At 65.8% G+C, this 23,964-nt stretch carries 21 protein-coding genes; 13 read left to right on the top strand and 8 right to left on the bottom strand.

Translation table 11 applies throughout. From position 1 onward, the window contains the following. Nucleotides 1-119 precede the first annotated feature (119 nt). The 3 genes from ACQR10_RS14395 (at nt 120) to ACQR10_RS14385 (ending at nt 3,416) form a co-directional block, all read left to right on the top strand. Nucleotides 120-629 (top strand): transposase, encoded by a 510-nt coding sequence (locus ACQR10_RS14395; RefSeq protein ID WP_316216840.1) that lies wholly within the window; start codon nt 120-122, stop codon nt 627-629. Then, nucleotides 556-1,119 carry a transposase gene (locus ACQR10_RS14390; protein WP_316216883.1) on the top strand — a complete coding sequence of 188 codons (564 nt, stop codon included), beginning with the start codon at nt 556-558 and terminating at the stop codon, nt 1,117-1,119. Before ACQR10_RS14395 ends, ACQR10_RS14390 begins: the two co-directional genes overlap by 74 nt. Before the next feature lie 389 nt (nt 1,120-1,508). Then, complete coding sequence (locus ACQR10_RS14385) at nt 1,509-3,416, top strand: acyl-CoA synthetase (protein WP_316216841.1); 1,908 nt, start codon at nt 1,509-1,511, stop codon at nt 3,414-3,416. Between the two features lie 170 nt (nt 3,417-3,586). On the opposite strand, the gene ACQR10_RS14380 is transcribed toward ACQR10_RS14385, so the two are convergent. Continuing rightward, on the bottom strand, nt 3,587-4,618 hold the full coding sequence (locus tag ACQR10_RS14380; RefSeq protein ID WP_316182899.1) for a glycerophosphodiester phosphodiesterase: 1,032 nt from the start codon (nt 4,616-4,618) through the stop codon (nt 3,587-3,589). Between the two features lie 207 nt (nt 4,619-4,825). Here ACQR10_RS14380 and ACQR10_RS14375 point away from each other — a divergent pair, with 207 nt between their 5' ends. Both ACQR10_RS14375 and ACQR10_RS14370 read left to right on the top strand, forming a co-directional pair. Then, on the top strand, nt 4,826-6,124 hold the full coding sequence (locus ACQR10_RS14375) for a flavin-dependent oxidoreductase (RefSeq protein ID WP_316216842.1): 1,299 nt from the start codon (nt 4,826-4,828) through the stop codon (nt 6,122-6,124). Between the two features lie 72 nt (nt 6,125-6,196). Further along, a complete protein-coding gene (locus ACQR10_RS14370; RefSeq protein ID WP_434848540.1) occupies nt 6,197-7,318 on the top strand; it encodes a glycoside hydrolase family 3 N-terminal domain-containing protein in 1,122 nt (373 codons plus the stop codon). A gap of 277 nt (nt 7,319-7,595) precedes the next feature. On the opposite strand, the gene secA is transcribed toward ACQR10_RS14370, so the two are convergent. Beyond that, a complete protein-coding gene (gene secA / locus ACQR10_RS14365) occupies nt 7,596-10,448 on the bottom strand; it encodes a preprotein translocase subunit SecA (RefSeq protein ID WP_316216845.1) in 2,853 nt (950 codons plus the stop codon). 392 nt (nt 10,449-10,840) lie between these two features. Here secA and ACQR10_RS14360 point away from each other — a divergent pair, with 392 nt between their 5' ends. Both ACQR10_RS14360 and argJ read left to right on the top strand, forming a co-directional pair. Beyond that, nucleotides 10,841-11,758 carry a peptidylprolyl isomerase gene (locus tag ACQR10_RS14360; protein WP_316216846.1) on the top strand — a complete coding sequence of 306 codons (918 nt, stop codon included), beginning with the start codon at nt 10,841-10,843 and terminating at the stop codon, nt 11,756-11,758. A 252-nt stretch (nt 11,759-12,010) separates the two neighbouring features. After that, the gene (argJ, locus tag ACQR10_RS14355; protein WP_316216847.1) at nt 12,011-13,252 is read left to right on the top strand and encodes a bifunctional glutamate N-acetyltransferase/amino-acid acetyltransferase ArgJ; all 1,242 of its coding nucleotides are present in this window, start codon (nt 12,011-12,013) and stop codon (nt 13,250-13,252) included. Between the two features lie 60 nt (nt 13,253-13,312). Here the strand turns inward: argJ and ACQR10_RS14350 are convergent, their stop codons facing one another. Next, nucleotides 13,313-14,641, bottom strand: a complete 1,329-nt coding sequence (locus ACQR10_RS14350; RefSeq protein ID WP_434848539.1) for a TadE/TadG family type IV pilus assembly protein — start codon at nt 14,639-14,641, stop codon at nt 13,313-13,315. 180 nt (nt 14,642-14,821) lie between these two features. Here ACQR10_RS14350 and ACQR10_RS14345 point away from each other — a divergent pair, with 180 nt between their 5' ends. Beyond that, entirely contained in the window at nt 14,822-15,232 is a 411-nt protein-coding gene (locus ACQR10_RS14345) for a (deoxy)nucleoside triphosphate pyrophosphohydrolase (protein ID WP_172184528.1), read from the top strand. A gap of 117 nt (nt 15,233-15,349) precedes the next feature. Here the strand turns inward: ACQR10_RS14345 and ACQR10_RS14340 are convergent, their stop codons facing one another. After that, nucleotides 15,350-16,207, bottom strand: coding sequence for a methyltransferase domain-containing protein (locus tag ACQR10_RS14340; protein WP_316182891.1), 858 nt, complete (start codon nt 16,205-16,207; stop codon nt 15,350-15,352). Nucleotides 16,208-16,285: 78 nt separating this feature from the next. Between ACQR10_RS14340 and ACQR10_RS14335 the strand changes: the two genes are divergently transcribed. The 5 genes from ACQR10_RS14335 (at nt 16,286) to ACQR10_RS14315 (ending at nt 19,331) form a co-directional block, all read left to right on the top strand. Further along, on the top strand, nt 16,286-17,089 hold the full coding sequence (locus tag ACQR10_RS14335; protein ID WP_316216849.1) for a ComF family protein: 804 nt from the start codon (nt 16,286-16,288) through the stop codon (nt 17,087-17,089). A gap of 29 nt (nt 17,090-17,118) precedes the next feature. Next, on the top strand, nt 17,119-17,394 hold the full coding sequence (grxC, locus tag ACQR10_RS14330; RefSeq protein ID WP_316216850.1) for a glutaredoxin 3: 276 nt from the start codon (nt 17,119-17,121) through the stop codon (nt 17,392-17,394). After that, nucleotides 17,391-18,269, top strand: a complete 879-nt coding sequence (locus ACQR10_RS14325) for a carbon-nitrogen hydrolase family protein (RefSeq protein WP_316182888.1) — start codon at nt 17,391-17,393, stop codon at nt 18,267-18,269. Before grxC ends, ACQR10_RS14325 begins: the two co-directional genes overlap by 4 nt. Further along, nucleotides 18,266-18,754 (top strand): DUF1178 family protein, encoded by a 489-nt coding sequence (locus tag ACQR10_RS14320; protein ID WP_316182887.1) that lies wholly within the window; start codon nt 18,266-18,268, stop codon nt 18,752-18,754. Before ACQR10_RS14325 ends, ACQR10_RS14320 begins: the two co-directional genes overlap by 4 nt. A 139-nt stretch (nt 18,755-18,893) precedes the next feature. Further along, nucleotides 18,894-19,331 (top strand): EamA family transporter, encoded by a 438-nt coding sequence (locus ACQR10_RS14315; RefSeq protein WP_316216851.1) that lies wholly within the window; start codon nt 18,894-18,896, stop codon nt 19,329-19,331. Here the strand turns inward: ACQR10_RS14315 and ACQR10_RS14310 are convergent, their stop codons facing one another. The 4 genes from ACQR10_RS14310 to ACQR10_RS14295 form a co-directional block, all read right to left on the bottom strand. Continuing rightward, nucleotides 19,332-20,231, bottom strand: coding sequence for an EamA family transporter (locus tag ACQR10_RS14310; protein ID WP_315800622.1), 900 nt, complete (start codon nt 20,229-20,231; stop codon nt 19,332-19,334). Nucleotides 20,232-20,432: 201 nt separating this feature from the next. After that, nucleotides 20,433-21,152, bottom strand: coding sequence for a ribonuclease activity regulator RraA (locus ACQR10_RS14305; protein WP_316216852.1), 720 nt, complete (start codon nt 21,150-21,152; stop codon nt 20,433-20,435). 208 nt (nt 21,153-21,360) lie between these two features. Continuing rightward, complete coding sequence (gene araD, locus ACQR10_RS14300; RefSeq protein ID WP_316216853.1) at nt 21,361-23,097, bottom strand: L-arabinonate dehydratase; 1,737 nt, start codon at nt 23,095-23,097, stop codon at nt 21,361-21,363. Next, nucleotides 23,094-23,954 carry an ABC transporter permease gene (locus ACQR10_RS14295; protein ID WP_315800625.1) on the bottom strand — a complete coding sequence of 287 codons (861 nt, stop codon included), beginning with the start codon at nt 23,952-23,954 and terminating at the stop codon, nt 23,094-23,096. Before ACQR10_RS14295 ends, araD begins: the two co-directional genes overlap by 4 nt. Nucleotides 23,955-23,964: the final 10 nt, after the last annotated feature.

Genomic DNA, 23,964 nt, shown 5'->3' with positions numbered 1-23,964 from the left:
AGGCGCTGCTTGAACGATCGATTCGCGGTGCGCGTTAATGCGCCCTCTCCCCTTGTGAGGGCTTTGCGCAAATGCGGCGTTGTGATTCGATGATTCTATCGTGAATCGGGGCGATAATCATGGTGGAGCGCAGTGTCGGTCAGATGAGCTTGGCGGATGGTCTGGTTCGGACACCGCGAAGCAGTATTCTCGATGAAGTGGAAGCAGTCGTGGATTGGGCGCCGCTGCGCTCGTTGCTCGGCAAGCGGGGTAGCGATGGCGCCGGCAACAGCAGCTATCCGGCGGAGGTCTTGTTGCGTTGTCTGCTCGTCGGTATCTGGCACAATCTGTCCGATCCGGCGCTGGAAGCTGCCATCGCGGACCGGCTGTCGTTCCGTCGCTTTGTGGGCCTCAGTCTGCACGATCGGGCGCCCGATCACACCACGCTGTGGAGGTTTAGGCAGGAACTCGCCAAGGATGGACTGATCGAGAGAATCTTCGAAGAGATCAACCGTCAGTTCGAGGCCAAGCGGCTGATCCTCAAGCAAGGCACCCTGGTGGATGCTTCATTGATTCCTGCGCGAGCCAGGCCCCCCCCGGAAGGCATCTGCCGAAGCGGAGGAGACAGCGCCCCCCAAGCCATCTGCTGATCCTGGGGCGAAGTGGGGCAGAAAAGGCAGAAAGAGCGTGTTCGGCTATAAGATCCACACAGGCGTGGATGTTGGTCACACCATCATTCGCCGTATCCATATGACGGATGCCTCGGTCACCGACACCGAGCCCGCGGATCAATTGTTCTGCGGCGATGAGAAAGCGGTCTACGGCGATCAAGCCTACTACACACATCCCCGGCATGCTCGTCTAAAGAAAGCCGGCATCAAGGACCGCTTGATGCATCGCCCCAACAAGCATCACGCTCTCACGCCTCGACAAAAACAGCGCAACAAGTTGATCGCAAAGGTGCGCGCAGCTGTCGAACGACCCTATGCCGTTCTCAAAGAACAATACGGGCTGCGACGCATGCGCTTCTTCAACTACGAACGCAACCAGGTCCAGGTCGTGCTCGCCTGCTGTGCCTACAATCTGCGCCGCGTCGCAGGTGTCCTGTCCGCCTCACGGGAGAAGTGTGTCTGCACTTGAAAAAAATGGGGATAAGTAAGCAGAACGCCGCCTATGGCCGCCGACCTCCGCCAAATGGCAGTGGTCGGCAACTCTTAAAAAAGCCCGGGGGGCTCGATCACCTCCGCTCGCCGATTGCGCAAAGCCCTCCTTGTGGGAGAGGGCGCTGTATCGCACAGCGCATGGCGGGGCTCGATCCGGGTGAGCGACAGCGCGCTTCTCCCCAACTAACGCTGCAGCGCAGCGTTGCTGCGACAATTCTCCCGGAGTCCCCAATCATACCGGGATAGACGCAAGACGAATCCTCGCTCATCCTGTCCTCTCGCGATCGCGACGAACGGGCCGCAGAGCCCGCGCGCGATCACCGGCCGCATCGGCCGGACGAGGACACGACACCGGGAGGACAGGCCATGGGCATTCATCTGCTCGATCGCGCCATCGGCAGCGACTATCCGACATTCGCCAGCACCGCTGACATCCGCGCCTTCGAGCAGACGCCGTATGATGAACGCATCGCCGCGCGGAGCACCTATGAGGCGCTGAAATGCGGCGCGTCTGCCAATCCGGACGCGCCGGCGATCCAGTTTCTGCAGAATGCCGATCCGGCCGATACGCCGGTCGTGATCTCCTATCGCGACTTCGTCGCGAGGGTGACGCAGGCCGCGAACATGTTTCATGCGCTCGGCGTCGGCCCTGACGACGTCGTCAGCTTCATGCTGCCTTTGGTGCCGGACGCGTTCGTGACGCTGTTCGGCGCCGAGGCGGCCGGCATCGCCAACCCGGTCAATCCGCTGCTCGAGCCGCACCAGATCGCCGAGATTCTCGATGCCGCCAAGACCAAGGTGCTGGTGGCGCTCGGTCCCCTGCCCGGCACCGACATCTGGCAGAAGGTGGAGAAGGTGCGCGGCGGCCTCAAGCACCTCAAGGCGATCGTGCAGGTGCATGGCGGCGGCGGTGATCCTGCCAACGGCATTCATGCCTTCAACGATTTGATCGGGCCGCAGCCGAGCGATCATCTGGTCAGCGGCCGGCAGATCAAGGCGAGCGACACCGCCGCCTATTTCCACACCGGCGGCACCACCGGCACGCCGAAGCTGGTGCGGCACAGCCATGGCAATCAGGTCTATCAGGCCTGGGGCGTCAACCTGATCCTGAAGGCCAAGCCCGGCGGTACCCTGCTGTTCGGCATGCCGCTGTTTCACGTCGGGGGATCGCTGACCCAGGCGCTGCAGACGCTGTCGGCGGGCGGCTGCCTCGTCGTGCTCTCCGGCGCCGGCTGGCGCAATCCGAACGCGGTGCGCAACATCTGGGGCCTGGTCGAGCGCTTCAAGCCGGAGACGCTGTCGAGCGTGCCGACCGTGCTGGCGGCGACGCTCGCGGTGCCGCAGGGCGATGCCGACATCTCCAGCCTGCGCTACGCCGCAGGCGGCGGCTCGGCGATTCCGGTCGCGGTCGGACAGGCGATCATGGACAAGCTCAAGCTGCCGGTGATCGAAGTCTACGGCATGACCGAGACCGCGAGCGTGCACACCATGGCCTATCCGGACCAGCCGATCCGGCTCGGCTCGGTCGGCCTGCCCCTGCCCTACGCCAAGGTGCGGATCGTCAAGCTCGACGCCGATGGGCGTTACGAGCGCGATTGCGCACCGGATGAGATCGGAGTCGTCATCATGGCCGGGCCCGGCGTGTTCTCCGGCTATCTCGACGACGTCCACAACAAGGGCGCCTTCGTCGACGGCCATTGGGTGAACTCCGGCGATCTCGGCCGGCTCGATGCCGATGGCTTCCTGTGGATCACCGGCCGCGCCAAGGATCTCGTGATCCGCGGCGGCCACAACATCGATCCGGCGCCGATCGAGGAAATCCTGTTTCAGCATCCCTCGGTCGGCTTCGCTGCTGTCGTCGGCCAGCCCGACGCCTACGCCGGCGAGCTGCCGATCGGCTATGTCCAGCTCAAACCGGGAGCCTCCGTGCAGCCGGGCGAGCTGGAGGACTGGGTCCGCGCCCGCACGCCCGAGCGCGCCGCGGTGCCGGTGCAGATCATTCCGATCGATCCGATGCCGGTGACCGGCGTCGGCAAGGTGTTCAAGCCGCAGCTGCGCTGGGACGCGGCGACGCGCGTGTTCGCCAAGGTGCTGTCGCAGCTCACCGACCGCGGCGTCGATTGCAGCGTGAAGGTCGGCCCGCATGGCAGCCACGGCAGCATCGCGATGGTGACCTTGCGCAACGTGCCGACGGAGCAGCGCGAGGCGATCGCGAACGAGGTGCACACGCTGCTGGCGCCGTTCGTGATCCGGCATGAGGTGGTGATGGGTTGAGCTGAGCGGCTCAATCTCGCCGACCGCCCGCAGTCGCGCCGAATCCGGAATGACGAGATGGTCTTCGCGTTCTCAGCTCACGATTCCGGATTCGAGTCCTCCCGGCAAAGCGCTCCGCGATTGCCAAGAGGACTTGCCGCGGAATGCCCCTGCAAGGTCGTTGGCCACGATCACTTGGCTGGCGGCTTCGGTTCGGAGGAGTGCAGATGCAGCATACCACGCAGCTTCACCAGACCTTTTTGCATGGCGACGGAACGCAACAGATCCGGACGATCTGAAATGATGCCGTCGACACCGCCATCGATGAGCCGCGCCATGTCCTCGGGCTTGTTAACGGTCCACACCACGACGCTCAGCCCAAGCGCATGCGCTTCGCCGATCAGCTCCGGCGTGATGTCGGCGAAGTAGGGCGACCACACCTTGCCACCCGCCGCGTGAATCGTCCGCGGCAGCGAGCCGCCGTGATCGGCGGGGTCAAAGCCTGCGGTCCAGCGCGTCGCCTGGGTCAGCGACACGTTCGGCGCCTTGCCGTGCTGTATCGTCAGATACACGGTTGGAATGGCGGGCGCGCGCTGCTGCACCAGCTGCAGGGTGCGCCAGTCGAACGACTGGATCATGACCCGGCCCGAGAACTGCTCTGCATCGATCAGATCGAGCAGCAAAGTCACGAACCGCTGCGGGTCCGGCGCCTCCGCAGGAAAAGCAGGATCGAGCTTGGTCTCGATGTTGAGACGCACATGCTCGTTGCCTGCTCGCCGCACGAGGTCGATGACCTCCTTCAACGTCGGAATTCGCCGTACCGAAGGATTCGTGCCGGACGGGGCCTGCTGCTCCGGAAACTGCTTGGCGTAGTCGCTGCCGGGACGGATCTGACTGACATCGTAGGACTGCACATCGGCCAACGGCAACTCGATCAAGAGCGGTCCGGGCGGCGCGACGTAGTTGCCGGCCGCGTCACGCGCGAGGTCGGGATGGAGCCGCCGCTCGTGCGACACCACGAGGACGCCGTCGCGGGTGACGCCGACGTCGAGCTCGAGCGTATCGACACGCCAGAGCAGTGATGCTGCAAAGGCCTGCAGCGTGTTCTCCGGAAAAAGGCCGCGCCCGCCGCGGTGAGCCTCGATATCGAAGGCCAGCGCCGGGCTCGCGACGCCGGCCAGCAGGAGAGCCGCCCAAAGGCAGAAAAAAAATGAGTGTCGCATGGCACCAGCCTACCACGGCGGCGCGGATTGCCCATTCCCCTTGTCTCCGCCGGCCTTCTGAACTAGGCCTTTTCCCTTCAGACCGGCAGACAATGCCGGCCGTGGATCGAGGGGAGGCGATCCGCGCGCGCTGCAGTGCCGCGCCCGCGTCCCCTTGGCCGTTCTTCGAACCTTGTTTCCCGAGTTCACGCGCGACGGACCATGCCCATGACCGATCTTCCTGTCATCATCGCCGGCGGCGGCATCGGCGGCCTGGCGACGGCGCTGACCCTGCAGCAGATCGGCGTGCCCTGCATCGTCTATGAGAGCGTGCGCGAGATGCGGCCGCTCGGCGTCGGCATCAATTTGCAGCCCAACGCGGTGCGCGAGCTGTATGATCTGGGCATCGGCGCTGACGATCTCGATCAGGTCGGCGTGCCCGCGCAAGAATGGGCGCTGGTCGGGCTGAACGGCAACGACATCTACTCCGAGCCGCGCGGGCTGCTCGCCGGGTACAACTGGCCGCAATATGCGGTGCATCGCGGCAAGCTGCACATGTTGCTGTACAGCCGGCTGGTGCAGCGGGCTGGCGCTGATTGCGTACGGCTCGGCAGCCGCGTCAGCGGCTATGAGAAGCATGCGGACGGCTCCGTGACCGCACGCATCGAGTATGCCGATGGGTCGCGCTCAGAGCAGCACGGGCGGCTCCTGATCGGCGCCGACGGCATTCATTCGGCGGTGCGCGCGCAGATGCACCCCACGCAGCCACCGATCCATTGGGGCGGCGCGGTAATGTGGCGTGGCGTCACCTGGGCGAAGCCGATGCGCACCGGCTCGTCCTTCGTCGGGCTGGGTACTCACCGCCATCGCGTCGTGGTCTATCCGATCTCGCATCCCGATCCGAAGACCGGACTGGCGCTGATCAACTGGATCGCGGAAGTGACGATGGACAACACCGAGGGCTGGAAGCAGACCGGCTGGTTCCGGCAGGTGCCGGTAGCTGAGTTCGCGCATCATTTCGCCGGCTGGACCTATGACTGGCTCGACGTGCCCGCGCTGATCGCCGGCGCCGATGGCGCCTATGAGAACCCGATGATCGACCGCGATCCGGTCTCGACCTGGGTCGACGGCCCCGTGGCGCTGATGGGCGACGCCGCGCATGCGATGTATCCGACCGGCTCCAATGGCGCGAGCCAGGCGATCGTGGACGCGCGCGTGCTCGGCGCCTGCCTGCTGCTGCATGGCGTGACGCCCGCCGCGCTCGCGGCCTATGACGAGAAACTGTGCGGCCCGATTTCGCAGGTCATCCTGCGCAACCGCGGCGCCGGACCGTTCGGCCTGCTCAATCTGGTGGACGAGCGTTGCGGGGGCAAGTTCACGAACATTGATGACGTGATCCCGCCGGCCGAACGCGACGCGTTCATGGCCGGCTACAAGAAGGCGGCGGGCTTTGCGATCGAGCAGCTCAACGCGGCGCCGCGGACGATTGCGGAGGGGGCAAATGTCGGCGGTCTGGCGGCGATCTGAGTCCTGCGGTCAGCGACGTGATCTGAACCGGTAAACCTGAGTCGCCGAAACAGCCGCCAAGCGGGGATCGCCATGCTCCGACGATTTGGCCGACGGTCCCTGGCGGCCGCATTCCTGACGCTGTCGGGTCAGACCGGCCTTGCTGCCGACTGCAGCAAGAGACCGGCAACCGCGCAACTGGTCGGCCCGATGATCATGGCCGGTTTCTTCGGGACCAAGACATCGGATCCGGGATTTCAGCAAGTCCTGTCCGATCTCGAGGAGGGGCTGATCGGCGGCGTCGTCATCCTCGGCCGCAACGTCGGAACATCAGATGATCTCACCGCGATGATCAACCGGATCCGATCATGCAAATGCGCGTCTCCTCCGTTCATCGCCATCGACGATGAAGGCGGTACGGTCGAGCGGCTCGGATCGAATGTCGGCCTTGCGGAAACACCGCCGGCCGCAGAGGTCGCTCGCGGCTCCATCACGGCGGCGCGAAGCGCTTACACCGCGCTCGCCGAAAAGCTCGCGACGCTGCACATCAACATAAATCTCGCGCCGGTGGTGGACCTCAACACCAACCCGTCGAACCCGGTCATCGGGCAGCGGCAACGCAGCTATGGCGCCGACTCCGACGCCGTCGCGCGCTATGCGGCGGCGTTCATCCAGGCGCACCGAAAAAAGGGCATCCTGACGGTGCTCAAGCATTTTCCCGGGCATGGATCATCGACCGCCGACAGCCATGCCGGCATTGCCGACGTCACAACCACTTGGTCACCGGCAGAGTTGAAGCCGTACCGGCGGCTGATGAGGCGAGGGCTCGCCGGGGCGATCATGGTCGGACATCTGGCCAATTCCCGGCGATGGGGCGGCGTTGCCACCCAGAGCAACGGACATGCGATCGATCGCCTGCTGCGCCGCGACCTCGGCTACGACGGCGTGGTGATGACGGACGATCTCGCCATGAAAGCCATCCTCGATGCCAAGCCGCCGGCCGCCGCCGCCATCGACGCGGTCAAGGCGGGCGCGGATATCATCATGTTCACCAAATTGAGCGACGCGGATCAGACCTCCGACGTCGGCCGCGAGATCAATCGCGCGCTGACCGCCGCCGTCTGCTCCGGCGAGCTCAAGGCCGGCAACCTGCAACGCTCCGCCGCGCGCATCCGAAAGTGGACGTCGGGCTGGACGCAGCACGGCCGCTCGTAAGCACAGCATCACGCGCGCGTCGCCGTGCGCTGATCTCAGCCCCATGCTGCCAGCAGGTGTGAGGCGGCATGCTGGAGCGAGCAGTGTGCGCAAGCACGCCGGCCTGCAGTTATGGATCCCGGCGTTCGCCGGGATGACGGCGGTGGGTTCGGCACACAGCTCGATCAACAGCGTCATTGCGAGCGCTGCGAGGCTATCCAGAGTCGCGGGCGGGACTCTGGATTGCTTCGCTTCGCTCGCAACGACAATGGAGAGACCGCCGCGCGCAGACCCGCGCCTACGCGTACTTCCCGTGGCAGTGCTTGTACTTCTTGCCGGAGCCGCAGGGGCAGTCCTCGTTGCGGCCGATCTTGCCCCAGGTGGCGGGGTCGTTCGGGTTGCGCGCTTCGGCCGGGACCGGAGCTGCACCTGACGACGGCACGAGCGACACGTTGGCGAAGGCCATCTCGTCCTCGCCGGTGTTGGGATCCGCGTGGTGCGCCTGCATCGGCGGCAGCACCTGCTGCTGCTCCTCCGGCGGCACGATCTCGACCCGCATCAGCTGCGCGGTGACAGCCTCGCGCAGATGCGCGATCATGGCCTCGAACAGCGTGAAGGCTTCCGACTTGTACTCCTGCAACGGATCGCGCTGGCCGTAGCCGCGCAAGCCGATGACCTGGCGCAGATGATCGAGCATCACCAGGTGCTCGCGCCAGAGATGGTCCAGCGTCTGCAAGAGGATCGTCTTCTCGACGTAGCGCATCACGTCGGGGCCCCATTGCGCAACCTTGGCGGCCATGCGCTCATCGGCGTGGGTCTCGATGCGCTTGAGCAGCTCCTCGTCGGCGATGCCCTCTTCCTTCGCCCATTCATCGACCGACAGGTCGAGGTCGAGCACGCGCTTCAGCTCCTCCCTCAGGCCGGCGACGTCCCACTGCTCGGCATAGGCATGCTCGGGCACGTGCTTGCTGACGAGATCGTCGATGAAGGCATGGCGCATGTCGGTGATCGTTTCGACGACGCTCTCGTCCTGCATCAGCTCGACGCGCTGGTCGAAGATCACCTTGCGCTGGTCGTTCTGGACGTTGTCGAACTTCAGGAGGTTCTTGCGGATGTCGAAGTTGCGCGCCTCGACCTTCTGCTGCGCCTTCTCCAGCGCCTTGTTGATCCAGGGATGGATGATGGCCTCGCCTTCCTTCAGGCCGAGGCGGGTCAGCATGCTGTCGAGCCGGTCGGACCCGAAGATCCGCATCAGATCGTCTTCCAGCGACAGGAAGAACTTGGAGCGGCCGGGGTCGCCCTGACGGCCTGAGCGGCCGCGCAACTGGTTGTCGATGCGGCGGGATTCGTGCCGCTCGGAACCGATGATGTAGAGGCCGCCCGGCTTGGTCACGGTCTTGGCAGGCTTCGAGCCCTTGGCCGGCTCGATCTCGACCGTCTCCTCGGCCTTCAACACGATCTCGCGGAAGCGGGCGATGTCGGCCTTGATCTGCTCGATCTTGGCGGCCTTCTCGGCCTCATCAGTAATGCCACCGGTCTCCTGCTGGATGCGCATCTCCAAGGAGCCACCGAGCTTGATGTCGGTGCCGCGGCCGGCCATGTTGGTCGCGATCGTGATCGCGCCGGGCACGCCGGCTTCCGCCACGATATAGGCTTCCTGCTCGTGGAAGCGCGCGTTCAGCACCGCGAACAGCTTGGCCGGCTTGCCGGCGCGGGCCGCAGCATAGAGCTTGTCGAGCGCGCGCTCGCTGCCGAAATCGATCTGCTTGTAGCCGTGCTGCTTGAGATAGGCGGCCAGCACCTCGGACTTCTCGATCGAGGCGGTGCCGACCAGCACCGGCTGCAGGCGCGAATTCGCGCGCTCGATCTCGGCGAGGATCGCGGCGTATTTCTCCTGCTGGGTGCGATAGACCTCGTCATCCTCGTCGAGACGCGCGACCGGCAGGTTGGTCGGGATCTCCAGCACCTCGAGCTTGTAGATGTCGAACAGCTCGTCGGCCTCGGTGGCGGCCGTGCCGGTCATGCCGGCGAGCTTGGCGTACATGCGGAAGTAGTTCTGGAAGGTGATCGAGGCCAGCGTCTGGTTCTCGGGCTGAACCGGCTGATGCTCCTTGGCTTCCAGCGCCTGGTGCAGGCCTTCGGAATAGCGCCGGCCCGGCATCATGCGGCCGGTGAATTCGTCGATGATCACGACCTCGCCGTCGCGGACGATGTAGTCCTTGTCGCGGGTGAACAGCGTGTGGGCGCGCAGCGCCTGGTTGATGTGATGGACGACGGAGACGTTCTCGACGTCGTAGAGCGAGTCGCCCTTGAGCTGGCCGGCGTCACGCAGCAGGGTCTCGATCTTCTCCATGCCGGCTTCGGTGAGCGTCACCGTGCGCTGCTTCTCGTCGACCTCGTAGTCGGTCTTGTCGAGCTTCGGCACGAAGGTGTCGATGGTGTTGTAGAACTCCGAGCGATCGTCGAGCGGGCCGGAAATGATCAGCGGCGTGCGCGCCTCGTCGATCAGGATCGAGTCCACCTCGTCGACGATCGCGAAATAGTGCCCGCGCTGGACCATGTCCTCCAGGCGATACTTCATGTTGTCGCGCAGATAGTCGAAGCCGTATTCGTTGTTGGTGCCGTAGGTGATGTCGCAGGCATAGGCCGCCTTGCGCTCGGCATCGTCGAGGCCGTGCACGATCACGCCGGTGGTCAGGCCGAGGAAGCCGTAGATCTGGCTCATCCAGCCGGCGTCGCGGCGGGCGAGGTAGTCGTTCACCGTCACGACGTGGACGCCCTTGCCGGCCAGCGCATTGAGGTAGACCGCGAGGGTCGCCACCAGCGTCTTGCCTTCGCCGGTCTTCATCTCGGCGATGTCGCCCTCGTGCAGCACCATGCCGCCGATCAGCTGGACGTCGAAATGGCGCTGGCCGAGGGTGCGCTTGGAGGCCTCGCGGACGGTGGCGAAGGCCGGGACCAGGATATCGTCGAGGGTCTTGCCGTCGGCGAGCTGCGTCTTGAACTCCTCGGTGCGCGCCTTGAGCTGCTCGTCGGTCAGCTTGGCGAGCTCCGGCTCCAGCGCGTTGATGGCGTTGACACGGGACTGGTAGCCCTTGACGCGACGGTCGTTGGCGGAGCCGAATAGCTTACGGGCGAGCGCGCCGATCATTGCTGAAATCCTGCCTCTATGGGGTCTGCGTAGCAGCCGTAACTCGTGGTTTGGGTTTGCTGTTCCCGACGTGATGCACCGCAGCACCCGCGCCAGCCTCGACCTTCGGCGCCGGGCGGCGTCCGCCAGATGAGTGGGAGACAGGCAAACCAGGGTTCAACGGCCAAAAACGCAGCAAAATAAGCGCTATCGCCCTTGAAGCGACCGGGGAGAGATATGGCTGGGGGGGAACGTTGTCAACGGCGCCCGACGGCGGGCCGTCGCCGCCAGCATGTCGCCGATTTCACGAAATTGACAGACTTTTCGCGTTGCCAAGGCCCGGCGATTGGGCGAGTGTCCCGGCCGCCCTGAGGCCTCCCCCTCGAGCCCCCTCTTCTCAACAAGGATTTTCCATGACCACGTCGTTCCCGGTTACGAAAACCGGCCTGCGCCTCGGCCTTGCCACCGCTCTCGCCGGAAGTCTCGCGTTGTCCCTGCTTGCCGCGCCCGCACGCGCCGCCGACGATGCCAACCCGGTGCTGGCCAAGGTGAACGGCGCCGAGATCCGCAAGAGCGACGTGACGCTCGCCGAGGAGGAGCTCGGACAGAGCCTCGCGCAGATGGATCCGGCGACCAAGGACGAGAACGTGCTGTCGTTCCTGATCGACATGAAGCTGGTCGCCAAGGCGGCCGAGGACAAGAAGGTCGCCGACACCGAGGAGTTCAAGAAGCGCCTCGCCTTCACCCGCAACCGGCTGCTGATGGACAGCCTGCTCGCCACCGAGGGCAAGGCCGCGACCACGCCGGACGCGATGAAGAAGGTCTATGAGGAAGCCGCCAAGCAGATCGGCGGCGAACAGGAGGTCCACGCCCGCCACATTCTGGTGGAGACCGAGGACGAGGCCAAGGCCGTCAAGGCCGAGCTCGCCAAGGGTGCCGATTTCGCCGAGCTCGCCAAGAAGAAGTCCAAGGATCCCGGCGCCTCGGACGGCGGCGACCTCGGCTTCTTCACCAAGGAGCAGATGGTGCCGGAATTCGCCAACGTCGCCTTCTCGCTGGAGCCGGGCAAGATCTCCGATCCGGTGAAGACCCAGTTCGGCTGGCACGTCATCAAGGTCGAGGAAAAGCGCAGCCGCAAGCCGCCGGAGTTCGACCAGGTCAAGGGCCAGATCGAGACCTACGTCACCCGCAAGGCGCAGGCCGACTACGTCGGCAAGCTGCGCGAGGCCGCCAAGATCGAGCGCCTGGACAAGCCGGCCGCGACCGACGCGGCCAAGCCGGCGGATGCCAAGCCCGCCGATGCGAAGCCGGCCGAGCCGGCGAAGAAGTAAGCGGCATCGCCACTTGGCTTGAGACGCGACATACTCACGTCATGAACAGCGTCGTCCCCGCGAACGCGGGGACCCATACCGCGTGATGCCTGAAACGGGCATGCGGCCGATACCGCGGATCACGACTAAATCCTGTGGTTATGGATCCCCGCGTTCGCGGGGATGACACCGTGGGAGTTGCAAGCCTCTCCCGTATCATTGGCTGAGATGATACAGAGCGCTTCCCGCTCATCCCTGCCGGAAGCCTCTCCGATGTCCTCAGCCGTCTCCCCGCTCGCCCCCACCGATGTCCCCGACATGCCGGCGCTCGCCGGCGTCAAGCTCGCGACTGCGGCGGCCGGCATCCGCTACAAGAACCGCACCGACGTGCTGCTGGCGCTGCTCGATCCCGGCACCACGGTGGCCGGCGTGTTCACGCTGTCGAAATGCCCGTCGGCGCCGGTCGAATGGTGCCGGGCCAAGCTGAAGGGCGGCAAGGCGCGCGCGCTGGTGGTGAACTCCGGCAACGCCAACGCCTTCACCGGCAAGACCGGCAAGCAGTCGACGGCGCTGACGGCGGCCATCGCCGCCAAGGCGGTCGGCTGCAAGCAGGACGAGATCTTCCTGGCCTCGACCGGCGTGATCGGCGAGCCGCTGGATGCGACCAAATTCGACGGCGTGCTCGAAGGGTTGGCCGGCACCGCGGCGCCTGAGGACTGGATGGGCGCGGCGCGCGCCATCATGACCACCGACACCTTCCCGAAGGTGGCGACCGCCACCGTGAAGCTCGGCAAGGCCAGGGTGACGATCAACGGCATGGCCAAGGGCGCCGGCATGATCGCGCCAGACATGGCGACAATGCTGTCGTTCATCTTCACTGATGCGCCGATCACGGCCCCCGCACTGCAGGCGCTGCTCAAGGCCGGCGTCGAGGACACCTTCAACGCGGTGACGATCGACGGCGATACCTCGACCTCCGACACCCTGCTCGCCTTCGCCACCGGCGCCGCCGCGGCGAAGGGCGCGCCGAAGATCAGCCGCGCCAGCGATCCGCGCGCCAAAGCATTCGTCAAGGCGTTCAACGCCGTGCTGGCCGACCTCGCCGAGCAGGTCGCGCGCGACGGCGAGGGCGCCCGCAAGCTGGTCGAGATCATCGTCGAGGGCGCCAAGAGCAAGCCGTCGGCGCGCAAGATCGCGATGTCGATCGCCAACTCGCCGCTGGTGAAGACCGCGATCGCCGGCGAGGACGCCAACTGGGGCCGCGTGGTGATGGCGGTCGGCAAGGCCGGCGAGCCGGCCGACCGCGACAAGCTCTCGATCTCGTTCAACGGTATCCGCGTCGCATCGAAGGGCGCGCGCGATCCGTCCTATGACGAGGCGGAAGTCTCCGAGGCGATGAAGGCGCAGAAGGTGCAGATCAAGGTCGCGCTCGGCCTCGGCAAGGGCCGCGACCGTATGCTGACCTGCGACCTGACCAAGGAGTATGTCGCGATCAACGGCGACTACCGGTCCTGATTCCGCAACCGACCGCGGCAAGGAAGCGCGCAAATGCCGGCGTGCTTCCTGCCAAATTGATCAACTCGCGATCCGTGCGTCGGCGACCGCCTTCTGGAACAGGGCCTTCATCGCCTCGGCGATGCCCTGGGTCGGCGACACCTCGAAGTAGAATCCATCCGAGGCGCAGGCCTGCATCTTCTGCGCGATCTCGCTGTTCGGCGACGGACCGAACGGCCCCTTGTTGAAGGGATCGATCCAGCTCATGTACCAGCTGTTGGTCGGCAGCTGCAGATAGGTCGTGTAGAGCACCGCGATCTTGATGCCGCGGTTCTTGAGCGTGGTGCAGAGCGCCGGATTGATCGGCGACTGGCAGCGATTGCCGCTGGCCTTGGGCTTCAGGCAGGACGCGTTGCTCTCGTCCGCGACCCCGTCGGAGACGAAGAACAGGTATTTCAACGGCGAGCCGGTGGTGCCGTCGCCGGGCGTCGAGATTTCGTTGTTGATGGCGGGGAATACCGAGGTGAACGGCGTATCCTTGTCGGCCGTGTAGGCGTCATTGTTGCCGTAGACGCCCATCAGGTCGATGTTGCCCGCCGCGCTCTTGGCGCTGGATAGGCTCGACGACAGCGAAAACAGCGCCCGCAATCCGATCGTCTTCGACGCCGCGCCGAAATCATAGATCGCCATGCGGAACTGGTTCGTATAGGTCTGCGTCTGCTGCGCCGTGTCCATCAGCTGCTGGGTGGCGTTGCGCAGCACGTCGATCCGGGTGGTGACGTTGAGCGTCTTGGCGAGGTTGTAGTAGTTGTTGGCGTCGTTGTAGTCGTGGCAGGCGAAGGCGCATTTGTCGGAGGTCGCATTGACCATCTTGGTCACGTCCGCCGGCGTCGCCGCCACGCCCATCGACGGCGAATTGTCGAGCAGCAGATAAAAATCGATGTATCGCGGCATCGAAGCCTTGGCCGTCGACGAGCCCTGCAGGGCCATGGTCTTGAACCCGACGATGTTCATGAACATCATCGGCACGGTGGCCGAGAACGACACGGTGGCGGTCAGCACCGAGCCGGCCTTCTTCACCTCCGGCGTCAGGCTAGTCAGCGTATAGCCCGACGTGCCGGACATGTTGCCGTTGAAGATCTTTGCCGCGTCGTCGTTGCCGGCGGCAATCACGCCGTCCGAGGTCATCGTGCCCGCGGCGATGAAGGCCGGCGCGGTGCGGGACACTGCGCCGACCGAGGCAGCGTCGACAGCCGCCTGCAGCTTGGCGCGCATCTGGTTGGCGCGGCTGTAGTCGACGCCGCAGCCGACCGCGGTGATCAGCGGAACGCAGACGATCGCGAACGTCACTGCGACGTTGCCGCTGACGTCGCGGCGCAGGCGGCCGAGCAGGCTGGATAGAATTCGCATGAATGATGCCTAACAAACCATGAGGAGGCCACGGCGTTCACCCGTGAAAATACGCGGCCGGCCATTAAGGTTGGCTTATTTCAACCGTGGAAACGGGGCGCGAAACGGCCTAGGTTAAAATTCCCTCAACAGCGTGCCTGGTTCTCGGACCGGCGCATCCCTCTCGCAACCGATCGGATCATGCCCGACCTGAAACTCACGCTCGTCGTCGCCTGCGCGCTCGTCGACGCCGACAATCGTGTGCTGCTGGCGCAGCGGCCGCCCGGCAAGACGCTCGCGGGACTCTGGGAGTTTCCCGGCGGCAAGCTCGAGCCGGGTGAGCGCCCCGAAGCGAGCCTGATCCGCGAACTCGACGAGGAGCTCGGCATCACCGTGCGCGAGGCCTGCCTCGCACCGCTGACCTTTGCCAGCCACGCCTATGAGACGTTCCATCTGCTGATGCCGCTCTACATCTGCCGGCGCTGGGAAGGCGTGGTCACCGCGCGCGAGGGCCAGCAACTGGCCTGGGTGCGGCCGAACAAGCTGCGCGACTATCCGATGCCGCCCGCGGACATTCCGCTGCTGCCGCATCTGATTGATTTATTGATGTAGCTGGGACGGCGCCCAACCTCACTCGTCATGCGCGGACTTGATCCGCGCATCCATCCTCTTCCGAAGACTCTCGAAGAGGATGGATCGCCGGGTCAAGCCCGGCGATGACGAGTCTGCTTACTCGCGATCACCGGCTCCCTGGCTCCGCTTCACCGCGGCCTCCAGGCTCGCTGTCGCCGAGCCCGGCTTCAGCGGCTTCTGCTGGCTTTCGTGCGGCGCCCAGCCGGAGATCCAGATGATGTCGAAAGTGGCGCGGATGCGGCCGTCGGGATCGGCGAAGCGCTCGGCATAGATTTCGGCCATTCGCAGCAAGGTCGCACGACGCAGCGGCGTGCGGCGGCGCTCGACCAGACTGTTGGTCGCGCCCATGCGGCGGAGATCCTGCATCAGGCCGAACGCACTGGCATAGCGCACCACGACCCGGTCGACGTCGGTGACCGGCAGCGCGAAGCCGGCACGCTGCAACAGCCCGCCGACATCGCGCAGATCGGCGAACGGGACGACACGCGGCGACACACCGCCCTCGCATTCGGCCTCGGCGGCCGCGAAGGATTGCCGGAGCTCGGTCAGCGTATCGCCGCCGATCATCGCCGCAAGCAGCAGACCATCTGGGCGCAAGGCCCGGCGAACCTGCACCAGCAGGCCGGGCAGGTCATTGACGAATTGGAACGCCAGCGCCGACAGCGCCAGATCGAGCGATTGCGGCGCCAGCGGCAGCGTCTCATCCGCCGTGGCGGGCGCCGCCAGATGGGCCAGTTGCGCAACACCGCCTGTGAGATGTGGCGCCAAACCGGCGCCGGGCGTCCAGATATCGGCGGCCGCATCGAACGACCGGTTCACCGCGGCGAGGCGGTCCGCGATGTCCTCGGCGACGCGCTCCAGCAGGAACGTCTCGGGCGCGCCCGCAGCCCGCCGCTGCCGCTGCGCAAGCAGGGGACGGTCGAACAGAATGGGAGCTGTCGCGGGCTGGGTCATCGGGGCTGGTTACGCCGATCCTGGTGGCCGGGCAATGCGCCGCTTGAGCGGCGCGGGTTGCGACGCTAGCCTCAACACATGGGCGTGACGTTTGCTCCAATCAGCGTCGGACGACTTCGTACAGCCGTAGGCGCGCTGCACGGCGGTCTCGCGCATGTCGCGAAGCTCGCACTCGACGTCGCGCTCCCCACACTGTGCATCGCCTGTCGCGAGCCGGTCGACGGCGAGGGCGTCTGTGCCGCCTGCTGGGGCAAGCTGTCGTTCATCGAGCGGCCTTATTGCCCCAAGCTCGGCATCCCCTTCGTCTACGATCCCGGTCCGGAGCTGTTGTCGATGGAGGCGATCGCGGCGCCGCCGGCCTATGCCCGCGCCCGCGCGGCGGTGCGCTATGACGAGGTCGCCCGCACCCTGGTGCATCAGCTGAAATATCAGGATCGCACCGATCTGGCGCCGATCATGGGACGCTGGATGGCCCGCGCCGGCCGTGAGCTGCTGGCCGAAGCCGACCTCGTGGTCCCCGTGCCCCTGCATTGGCGGCGCGGCTTTTCCCGCCGCTATAACCAGTCCGGCGCCCTTGCCCGGGTGGTCGCCCGCTGTAGCCGCGTCCGAATGAGCGGCGATACGCTGCGCCGTGTCCGCGCCACCGAGCAGCAGGTCGGCTTGTCGCGCGCCCAGCGCGCCAGCAATGTGCAGGGCGCATTCCAGGTATCTTCAGACCGCCTGCATGACGTGCAGGGGCGCCGCATCGTGATCGTCGACGACGTGCTGACCACCGGCGCGACGGTGGATGCCTGCGCCCGCGCGCTGCTGCGCGCCAAGGCGGCCGAGGTCAGCGTGCTGGTCTTCGCCCGGGTTGTCGATGCCCCCCGCGCTCCCATATAATCTATTGTTCTGAAACAGCTGAGCGCGACATGACCGCTGCGATCGAAATCTATACCCGTCCGGGGTGCGGCTACTGCACGGCCGCCAAATCGCTCCTGACCCGCAAGAACGTTCCCTTTACCGAGCATGACGCGGGCAGGGATCCGACGATTCGGCAGAAGATGTATGATCGTGTCGGCCCGGGCTCGACCTTTCCGCAGATCTTCATCGGCCAGACCCATGTCGGCGGCTGCGACGATCTCTATGCGCTCGATCGCGAGGGCAGGCTCGACGCCATGCTGGCGGGAGACAAGGCGACATCATGAGCAACGACCGCAGCTTTACCGCCGCCATGGTGCAGATGCGCACCTCGCTCCTGCCCGAGCCGAGCCTCGAGCAGGGCACAAGGCTGATCCGGGAAGCGGTGGCGCAGGGCGCGGAGTACGTCCAGACGCCGGAAGTGAGCAACATGATGCAGCTCAACCGGACGGCGCTGTTCGAGCAGCTCAAGAGCGAGGCGGACGATCCCTCTCTTAAGGCCTATCAGGCGCTCGCGAAGGAGCTGGGCATCCATCTGCACATCGGATCGCTGGCGCTGCGCTTCTCGGCAGACAAGGCCGTGAACCGCTCGTTCCTGATCGGGCCCGACGGCAACGTGCTGGCGAGCTACGACAAGATCCACATGTTCGACATCGACCTGCCGGGCGGCGAGAGCTATCGCGAGTCCGCCAATTATCAGCCGGGCGAGACGGCCGTGATCTCGGATCTGCCCTGGGGCCGTCTGGGGCTGACGATCTGCTACGACGTGCGCTTCCCGGCGCTGTATCGCGCGCTGGCCGAGAGCGGCGCCTCGTTCATCAGCGTGCCCTCAGCGTTCACCCGCAAGACCGGCGAGGCGCACTGGCACACTCTGCTGCGCGCCCGGGCCATCGAGACCGGCTGCTTCGTGTTCGCCGCCGCCCAATGCGGCGTGCACGAGAACAAGCGCGAGACCTTCGGGCATTCGCTGATCATCGATCCCTGGGGTGAGATCCTCGCGGAGGGCGGCGTCGAGCCCGGCGTCATCATGGCGCGGATCGATCCCGCGCGGGTCGAGAGCGTGCGCCAGACCATTCCTTCGCTGCAGCACGGCCGCCGGTTCGGCATCGCCGACCCCAACGCGGGTCCGGACTATCTGCACCTGGTGCGGGGCTCGGCATGATTCGCTACGCGCTGCGCTGCGAGCGTGACCACACGTTCGAAAGCTGGTTCCAGAGCTCCTCGGCCTACGATTCGCAGGTGAAGCGCAAGCTGGTGGAATGCCCGGCCTGCGGCTCGACCAAGATCGAGAAGGCGATCATGGCGCCGCGCATCGTCAGCAAGAAGGGCCGCGACGCGGCGCCCGTGCCTGCCGCGCCTGCTCCGGTACCGACGCCCGCCCAGGAGGTCATTCCGCCCGGATCGACGTCGCTGATGATGGCGCAGGAGCGCGAGCTGCGCGCCAAGCTCAAGGAGCTGCGCGACCACATCGTCAAGAACGCCGACGATGTCGGCGAGCGTTTCCCGACGGAGGCGCGCAAGATGCATTACGGCGAGACCGAGCACCGGCCGATCTATGGCGAGGCTTCGCTCGACGAGGCCCGCGAACTGATCGAGGAAGGCATCGAGGTCGCGCCGATCCCGGTGCTGCCCGACGACCGGAATTGACCAGCGGGGCTCGTCACTCGGCGGCAGCCGGCAGTGATGCGCGCACGATCTCGGCAATCTTTCCAGCATTGCGAGCGCCGCGAAGCAATGACGGTTGAAATGTCTCGACCTCAACTGCGACCTTCCTCCGAGAGATGAGATGTTCCCCCTCTCCTCCTCCTGGCAGCTCTGGGCCCTCCTCTCGGCTCTGTTCGCGGCCCTCACCGCCATCTTCGCCAAGGTTGGCGTCGAGGGTCTCAACTCCGATCTCGCCACGCTGATCCGCACCGCGATCGTGCTGGTGACGCTGGCGCTGATCCTGTTCGCGACCGGCCAGCTGACGAGCCCCGGCCCGATCTCGATGAAGAGCTGGCTCTTCCTGACGCTGTCGGCGCTCGGCACCGGCGCCTCGTGGCTGTGCTATTTCCGCGCCCTGAAGCTCGGGCCGGCGACGCTGGTCGCGCCGATCGACAAGCTCAGCGTCGTGCTGGTCGCCTTGTTCGGGGCCGTGTTTCTCGGCGAGCGACCGAGTCCCCAGGGCTGGATCGGCATCGCGCTGATCGCGGCCGGTGCCGTGCTGATCGCGCTCAAGGGTTGACTACACCGCGATCAGCAGCGCCACCCCGGCGACGATCAGCGCGATGCCGCCGATCTCGCGCAGCGAAACCGGCTGCTTGAACGAGTAGTACGACACGCCTTGCGCGAACAGCACCTCGATCAGCGCCAGCGTGCGGACATTGGCGGCCGCGGTCAGCGCAAACGCCAGGAACCAGAATTGCGACGCGAAGGCGCCGACGAAGCCGGCCATCATCGACGGCCGCCACAGCGACAGGATCCCGCGCAGGATGCCGGGGGCGCGCGCCAGCAGATAGACGGTGAGGAGCGCCGTCTGCACGAACAGGCCCCAGACCAGCGTGTAGGACGCCGCCGTGACGAAGGAGACGCCGTCGACGGTGATGATGGCACCGCGGAAGCCGACGGCCGACAAGGCGAACGCGGCGGCTGCGACCAGTCCGGTCACCGTCGGCTTCAACTCTGCGAAGCCCTTCTCGCCACCGGGACGCAGCGCGGTGATAACGACGCCGATGGTGGCGATCAGGATGGCGACCAGCTTCGGCAGCGAGAGCGGATCACCGAGGAAGATGAAGCCGAAGATCGCCGTCTGGATCGCCTCGGTCTTCAGATAGGCGGTGGTGACGACGAACGAGCGATCGGTCATCGCCAGCAGCATCAGCCCGGTGGCGATGATCTGGCTGAGCGCGCCGAGCAGCAGCCACGGCCAGAACACAGCAGGCGGCCATGGCAGATGGTCGCCGGTGGCCAGCAGCACCACGGTCAGGAACACCAGCGAGAACGGAAAGCCGAACAGGAAGCGGATATTGGTCGCACCCCAGGTGCCGAGCTTCGCCGTCAGCGACCGCTGCATCGCGTTGCGCGCGACCTGGCCGGCGGCGGCGACCAGGGTGAAGGGAATCCAGAGGGAGGCGATGGAGAGCATGGGGCACGGAGCGGCTATGAGGGCCGGCCACCGTGACCAGCGCGGAGCGCCCGGTCAACAGCGCACGTGGCGATTCAGCCGCATGTCAGGCTTGCAGCTCTCGCTGGATGGGCGGGCATTTTCGGCGCTTTGTGGTACGCTCGCGCCACAACAACGGTGTCGTCCCTGCGTTCGCAGGGACGACACCGGAATTTGGAGCGGCTACCTGTTGTTCTTCGCGCGCCATGCCGCGAAGTCGGCGGGCGTCTGCGGGTCGGTTGCGGGATAGAGGCCGAGGATCGAGCGGCCCTTGGCAACTTCCTCGGCAACGAAATCCTCGAACGCGGTCATCTCGAACGTCTCGTCCGCGATCTCGTCGGCGAGATGGGCTGGGATGACGATGACGCCGTCGGAATCGCCGAGGATCACGTCGCCGGGAAACACCGGGGCGTCGCCGCAGGCGATCGGGCCGTTGATCTCGATGGCATGATGCAGGGTGAGGTTGGTCGGCGCGCTCGGGCGCTGGTGGAAGGCGGGGATGCCGAGCCTGGCGATGTCGGCGGCGTCACGGAAGCCGCCGTCGGTGACGACGCCGGCGACGCCGCGCTGCTGCAGCCGGCTGACCAGGATCGCGCCGGCCGAAGCAGCGCGCGCGTCCTTGCGGCTGTCCATCACCAGCACGGCGCCGGGCGGACAATCCTCGACGGCCTTGCGCTGCGGATGGCCGTGGTCGCGAAACACCTCGATGGTGTTGAGATCCTCGCGCGCCGGGATGTAGCGCAGCGTGAAGGCCTCGCCGACCATGGTCGGCTGCTCCGGACTGAGCGGATGGACGTTCTGGATGCACTGGATTCGCAGGCCGCGCTTGAACAGCGCGGTGGCGACGGTCGCGGTCGAGACGGTCTTGAGCTTGTTGCGGGTGGCGGTGCTGAGTCTGGTCATGTCTTGGTCTTGCTCGCTGCGCTCCCTCCCCCTTGCGGGGAGGGGTTGGGGGTGGGGCCCACATCAATGGTGTCGCTTGGGGCTACCCCCCTCCCCAGCCCTCCCCCACAAGGGGGGAGGGAGCGCACCTTTGTTGCGGTGATAGCTCGAATCCCAATCTCGAAGTTCCAGACTCAGGCTTCGCCTGCCTAGGAACGACAATCACTAACTAATAAATAGCCGGCTCGCCCACCGGCGCGCCGAAGCCGGTTTCCAGGAAGTCGAAGTCGCAGCCATCATTGGCCTGCCTGATGTGGCGGGCGAACATCCAGCCATAGCCGCGCTCGAAGCGCGGCGTGGGCGGCTGCCATTCGGCGCGGCGGCGGGCCAGCTCGTCCTCGGGAACGTCAAGATCGATGGTGCGGGCGGCGACGTCGAGCGTGATGAGATCGCCGTTGCGCACCAGCGCCAGGGGACCGCCGATATAGGACTCTGGCGATACGTGCAGGATGCAGGCGCCGTAGCTGGTGCCGCTCATGCGAGCGTCCGACAGGCGCACCATGTCGCGGACGCCCTGCTTCACCAGCTTGGTCGGGATCGGCAGCATGCCCCATTCCGGCATGCCCGGGCCGCCCTGCGGCCCGGCATTGCGCAGGATCAGCACATGATCAGCGGTAACATCGAGATCGGGATCGTCGATCGCCTTCTTCATCGACGGATAGTCGTCGAACACCAGCGCCGGGCCGGAATGCTTGAGGAAGCGTGGCTCGCAAGCCGAAGGCTTGATGACGCAGCCGTCCGGCGCAAGATTGCCCTTGAGCACGGCGAGTGCGCCCTCGCGGTAGATCGGGTTGGACTGCGGACGGATGACGTCGTCATTGTAGACGCCGGCATCCGCGATGTTGTCACCGAGCGTACGGCCGTTGACGGTGAGGCATTCGAGATGGAGGTGCTCCGTCATCCGGTTCATCAGTCCCGGCAAGCCGCCGGCGTAGTAGAAGTCCTCCATCAGATAGGTGTCGCCGCTCGGCCGCACATTGGCGAGCACCGGCACCTTGCGGCTCGCGGCCTCGAAATCATCGAGGCCAATGTCTGCACCCGCGCGGCGCGCCTGCGCGATCACATGGATGATGGCGTTGGTCGAGCAACCCATTGCCATCGCCACCGCGATCGCGTTCTCGAACGCGGCCTTGGTCTGGATCTTCGACGGCGTCAGGTCCTCCCACACCATCTCGACGATGCGGCGGCCGCATTCCGAGCTCATCCGGATGTGCTCGGCATCGGCGGCGGGGATCGACGAGGCGCCAGGCAGGGTCATGCCGATCGCTTCCGCGATCGCAGTCATGGTCGACGCCGTGCCCATGGTCATGCAGGTGCCGTGGCTGCGGGCGATACCCGCCTCCATCGCATTCCAGTCGGCGTCCGACAGCTTGCCGGCGCGGCGCTCGTCCCAGTATTTCCAGGCGTCGGAGCCGGAGCCGAGCGTCTTGCCTTTCCAATTGCCGCGCAGCATCGGCCCCGCGGGAAGATAGATCGCCGGCAGGTTCATGCTGGTGGCGCCGAGCAGCAGCGCCGGCGTGGTCTTGTCGCAGCCGCCCATCAGCACCACGCCGTCGACGGGGTGGCCGCGCAGGAGCTCCTCGACGTCCATCGCCAGCATGTTGCGGTAGAGCATCGTGGTCGGCTTCAACAGCGACTCCGACAGCGACAGCGCCGGCAGCTCGATCGGGAAGCCGCCGGCCATCAGCACGCCGCGCTTGACGTCGTCGACGCGGCTCTTGAAGTGCATGTGGCAGGGCTGCGCGTCGGACCAAGTGTTGACGATGGCGATGACCGGACGGCCCTTCCACTCCTCCTGGGCATAGCCCATCTGCATCACGCGCGAGCGGTGGCCGAACGAGCGGAGATCGTCGGGCGCGAACCAGCGCGCGCTGCGCAGCTGATCGGGGTGCTTGCGGTCGGTCATGATTGGGTGCCCCAGGTCAGCACGGTCTTGCGCTCGATGGTCCGGAAGATCAGGTTCTCGACCACGAGACCGATCAGGATCACGGTCAGGAGGCCGGCGAACACCGCCGGGATCTCGAGCAGGTTGCGGTTCTCGAAGATGAACCAGCCGAGACCGCCCTGGCCAGAGGAGACACCGAAGACCAGCTCCGCGGCAATCAGGGTGCGCCAGGCAAAGGCCCAGCCGATCTTCAGGCCGGTGAGGATGGCCCCGAACGCCGCCGGGATCAGGATGCGGATCACGTAGGAGAAGCCGGTGAGGCCATAGTTGCGGCCGACCATGCGCAGCGTGTTCGACACGCTCTTGAAGCCCGAATGGGTGTTGAGCGCGACCGGCCACAGCACCGAATGGATCAGCACGAACACGAGACTGCCGCTGCCGAGCCCGAACCAGATCAGGGCCAGCGGCAACAGCGCGATCGCCGGCAAGGGATTGAACATCGCCGTGATCGTCTCGAGGAAATCGGTGCCGATGCGGGTCGAGATCGCGAGCACAGTCAGGATCGCCGCGAGAACGATGCCGGCGGCATAGCCCATGAACAGCACCTTCAGCGAGGTCCAGACGCGCATCGGAATGGTGCCGTCGCGGACCTTCTCCCACAGCGCCGCGATGGTGTCGGAGAAGGTCGGGAACAGCAGGGGATTGTCGAGATAGCTGCCATAGGCCTGCCAGATCGCGGCGAGCAAGACAATGATCAGGGTCTTGCGCACGAAGCCGTCGTTCCACAGCAGCTCGAGCACGCCGAGCTTGCGCGCGACATCTGCAGGCGCGGCGCTCGCGGCCGACGTATCACGCAGGATGATCTTGGCTTCAGCCATGGGCGCCGTC

It is taken from the genome of Bradyrhizobium sp. HKCCYLRH2060 (assembly GCF_051168135.1).
Taxonomy (GTDB): Bacteria; Pseudomonadota; Alphaproteobacteria; order Rhizobiales; family Xanthobacteraceae; genus Bradyrhizobium.
The sequence above is the reverse complement of the archived record's forward strand: the minus strand, read 5'-3'. Positions and strand labels throughout refer to the sequence as shown.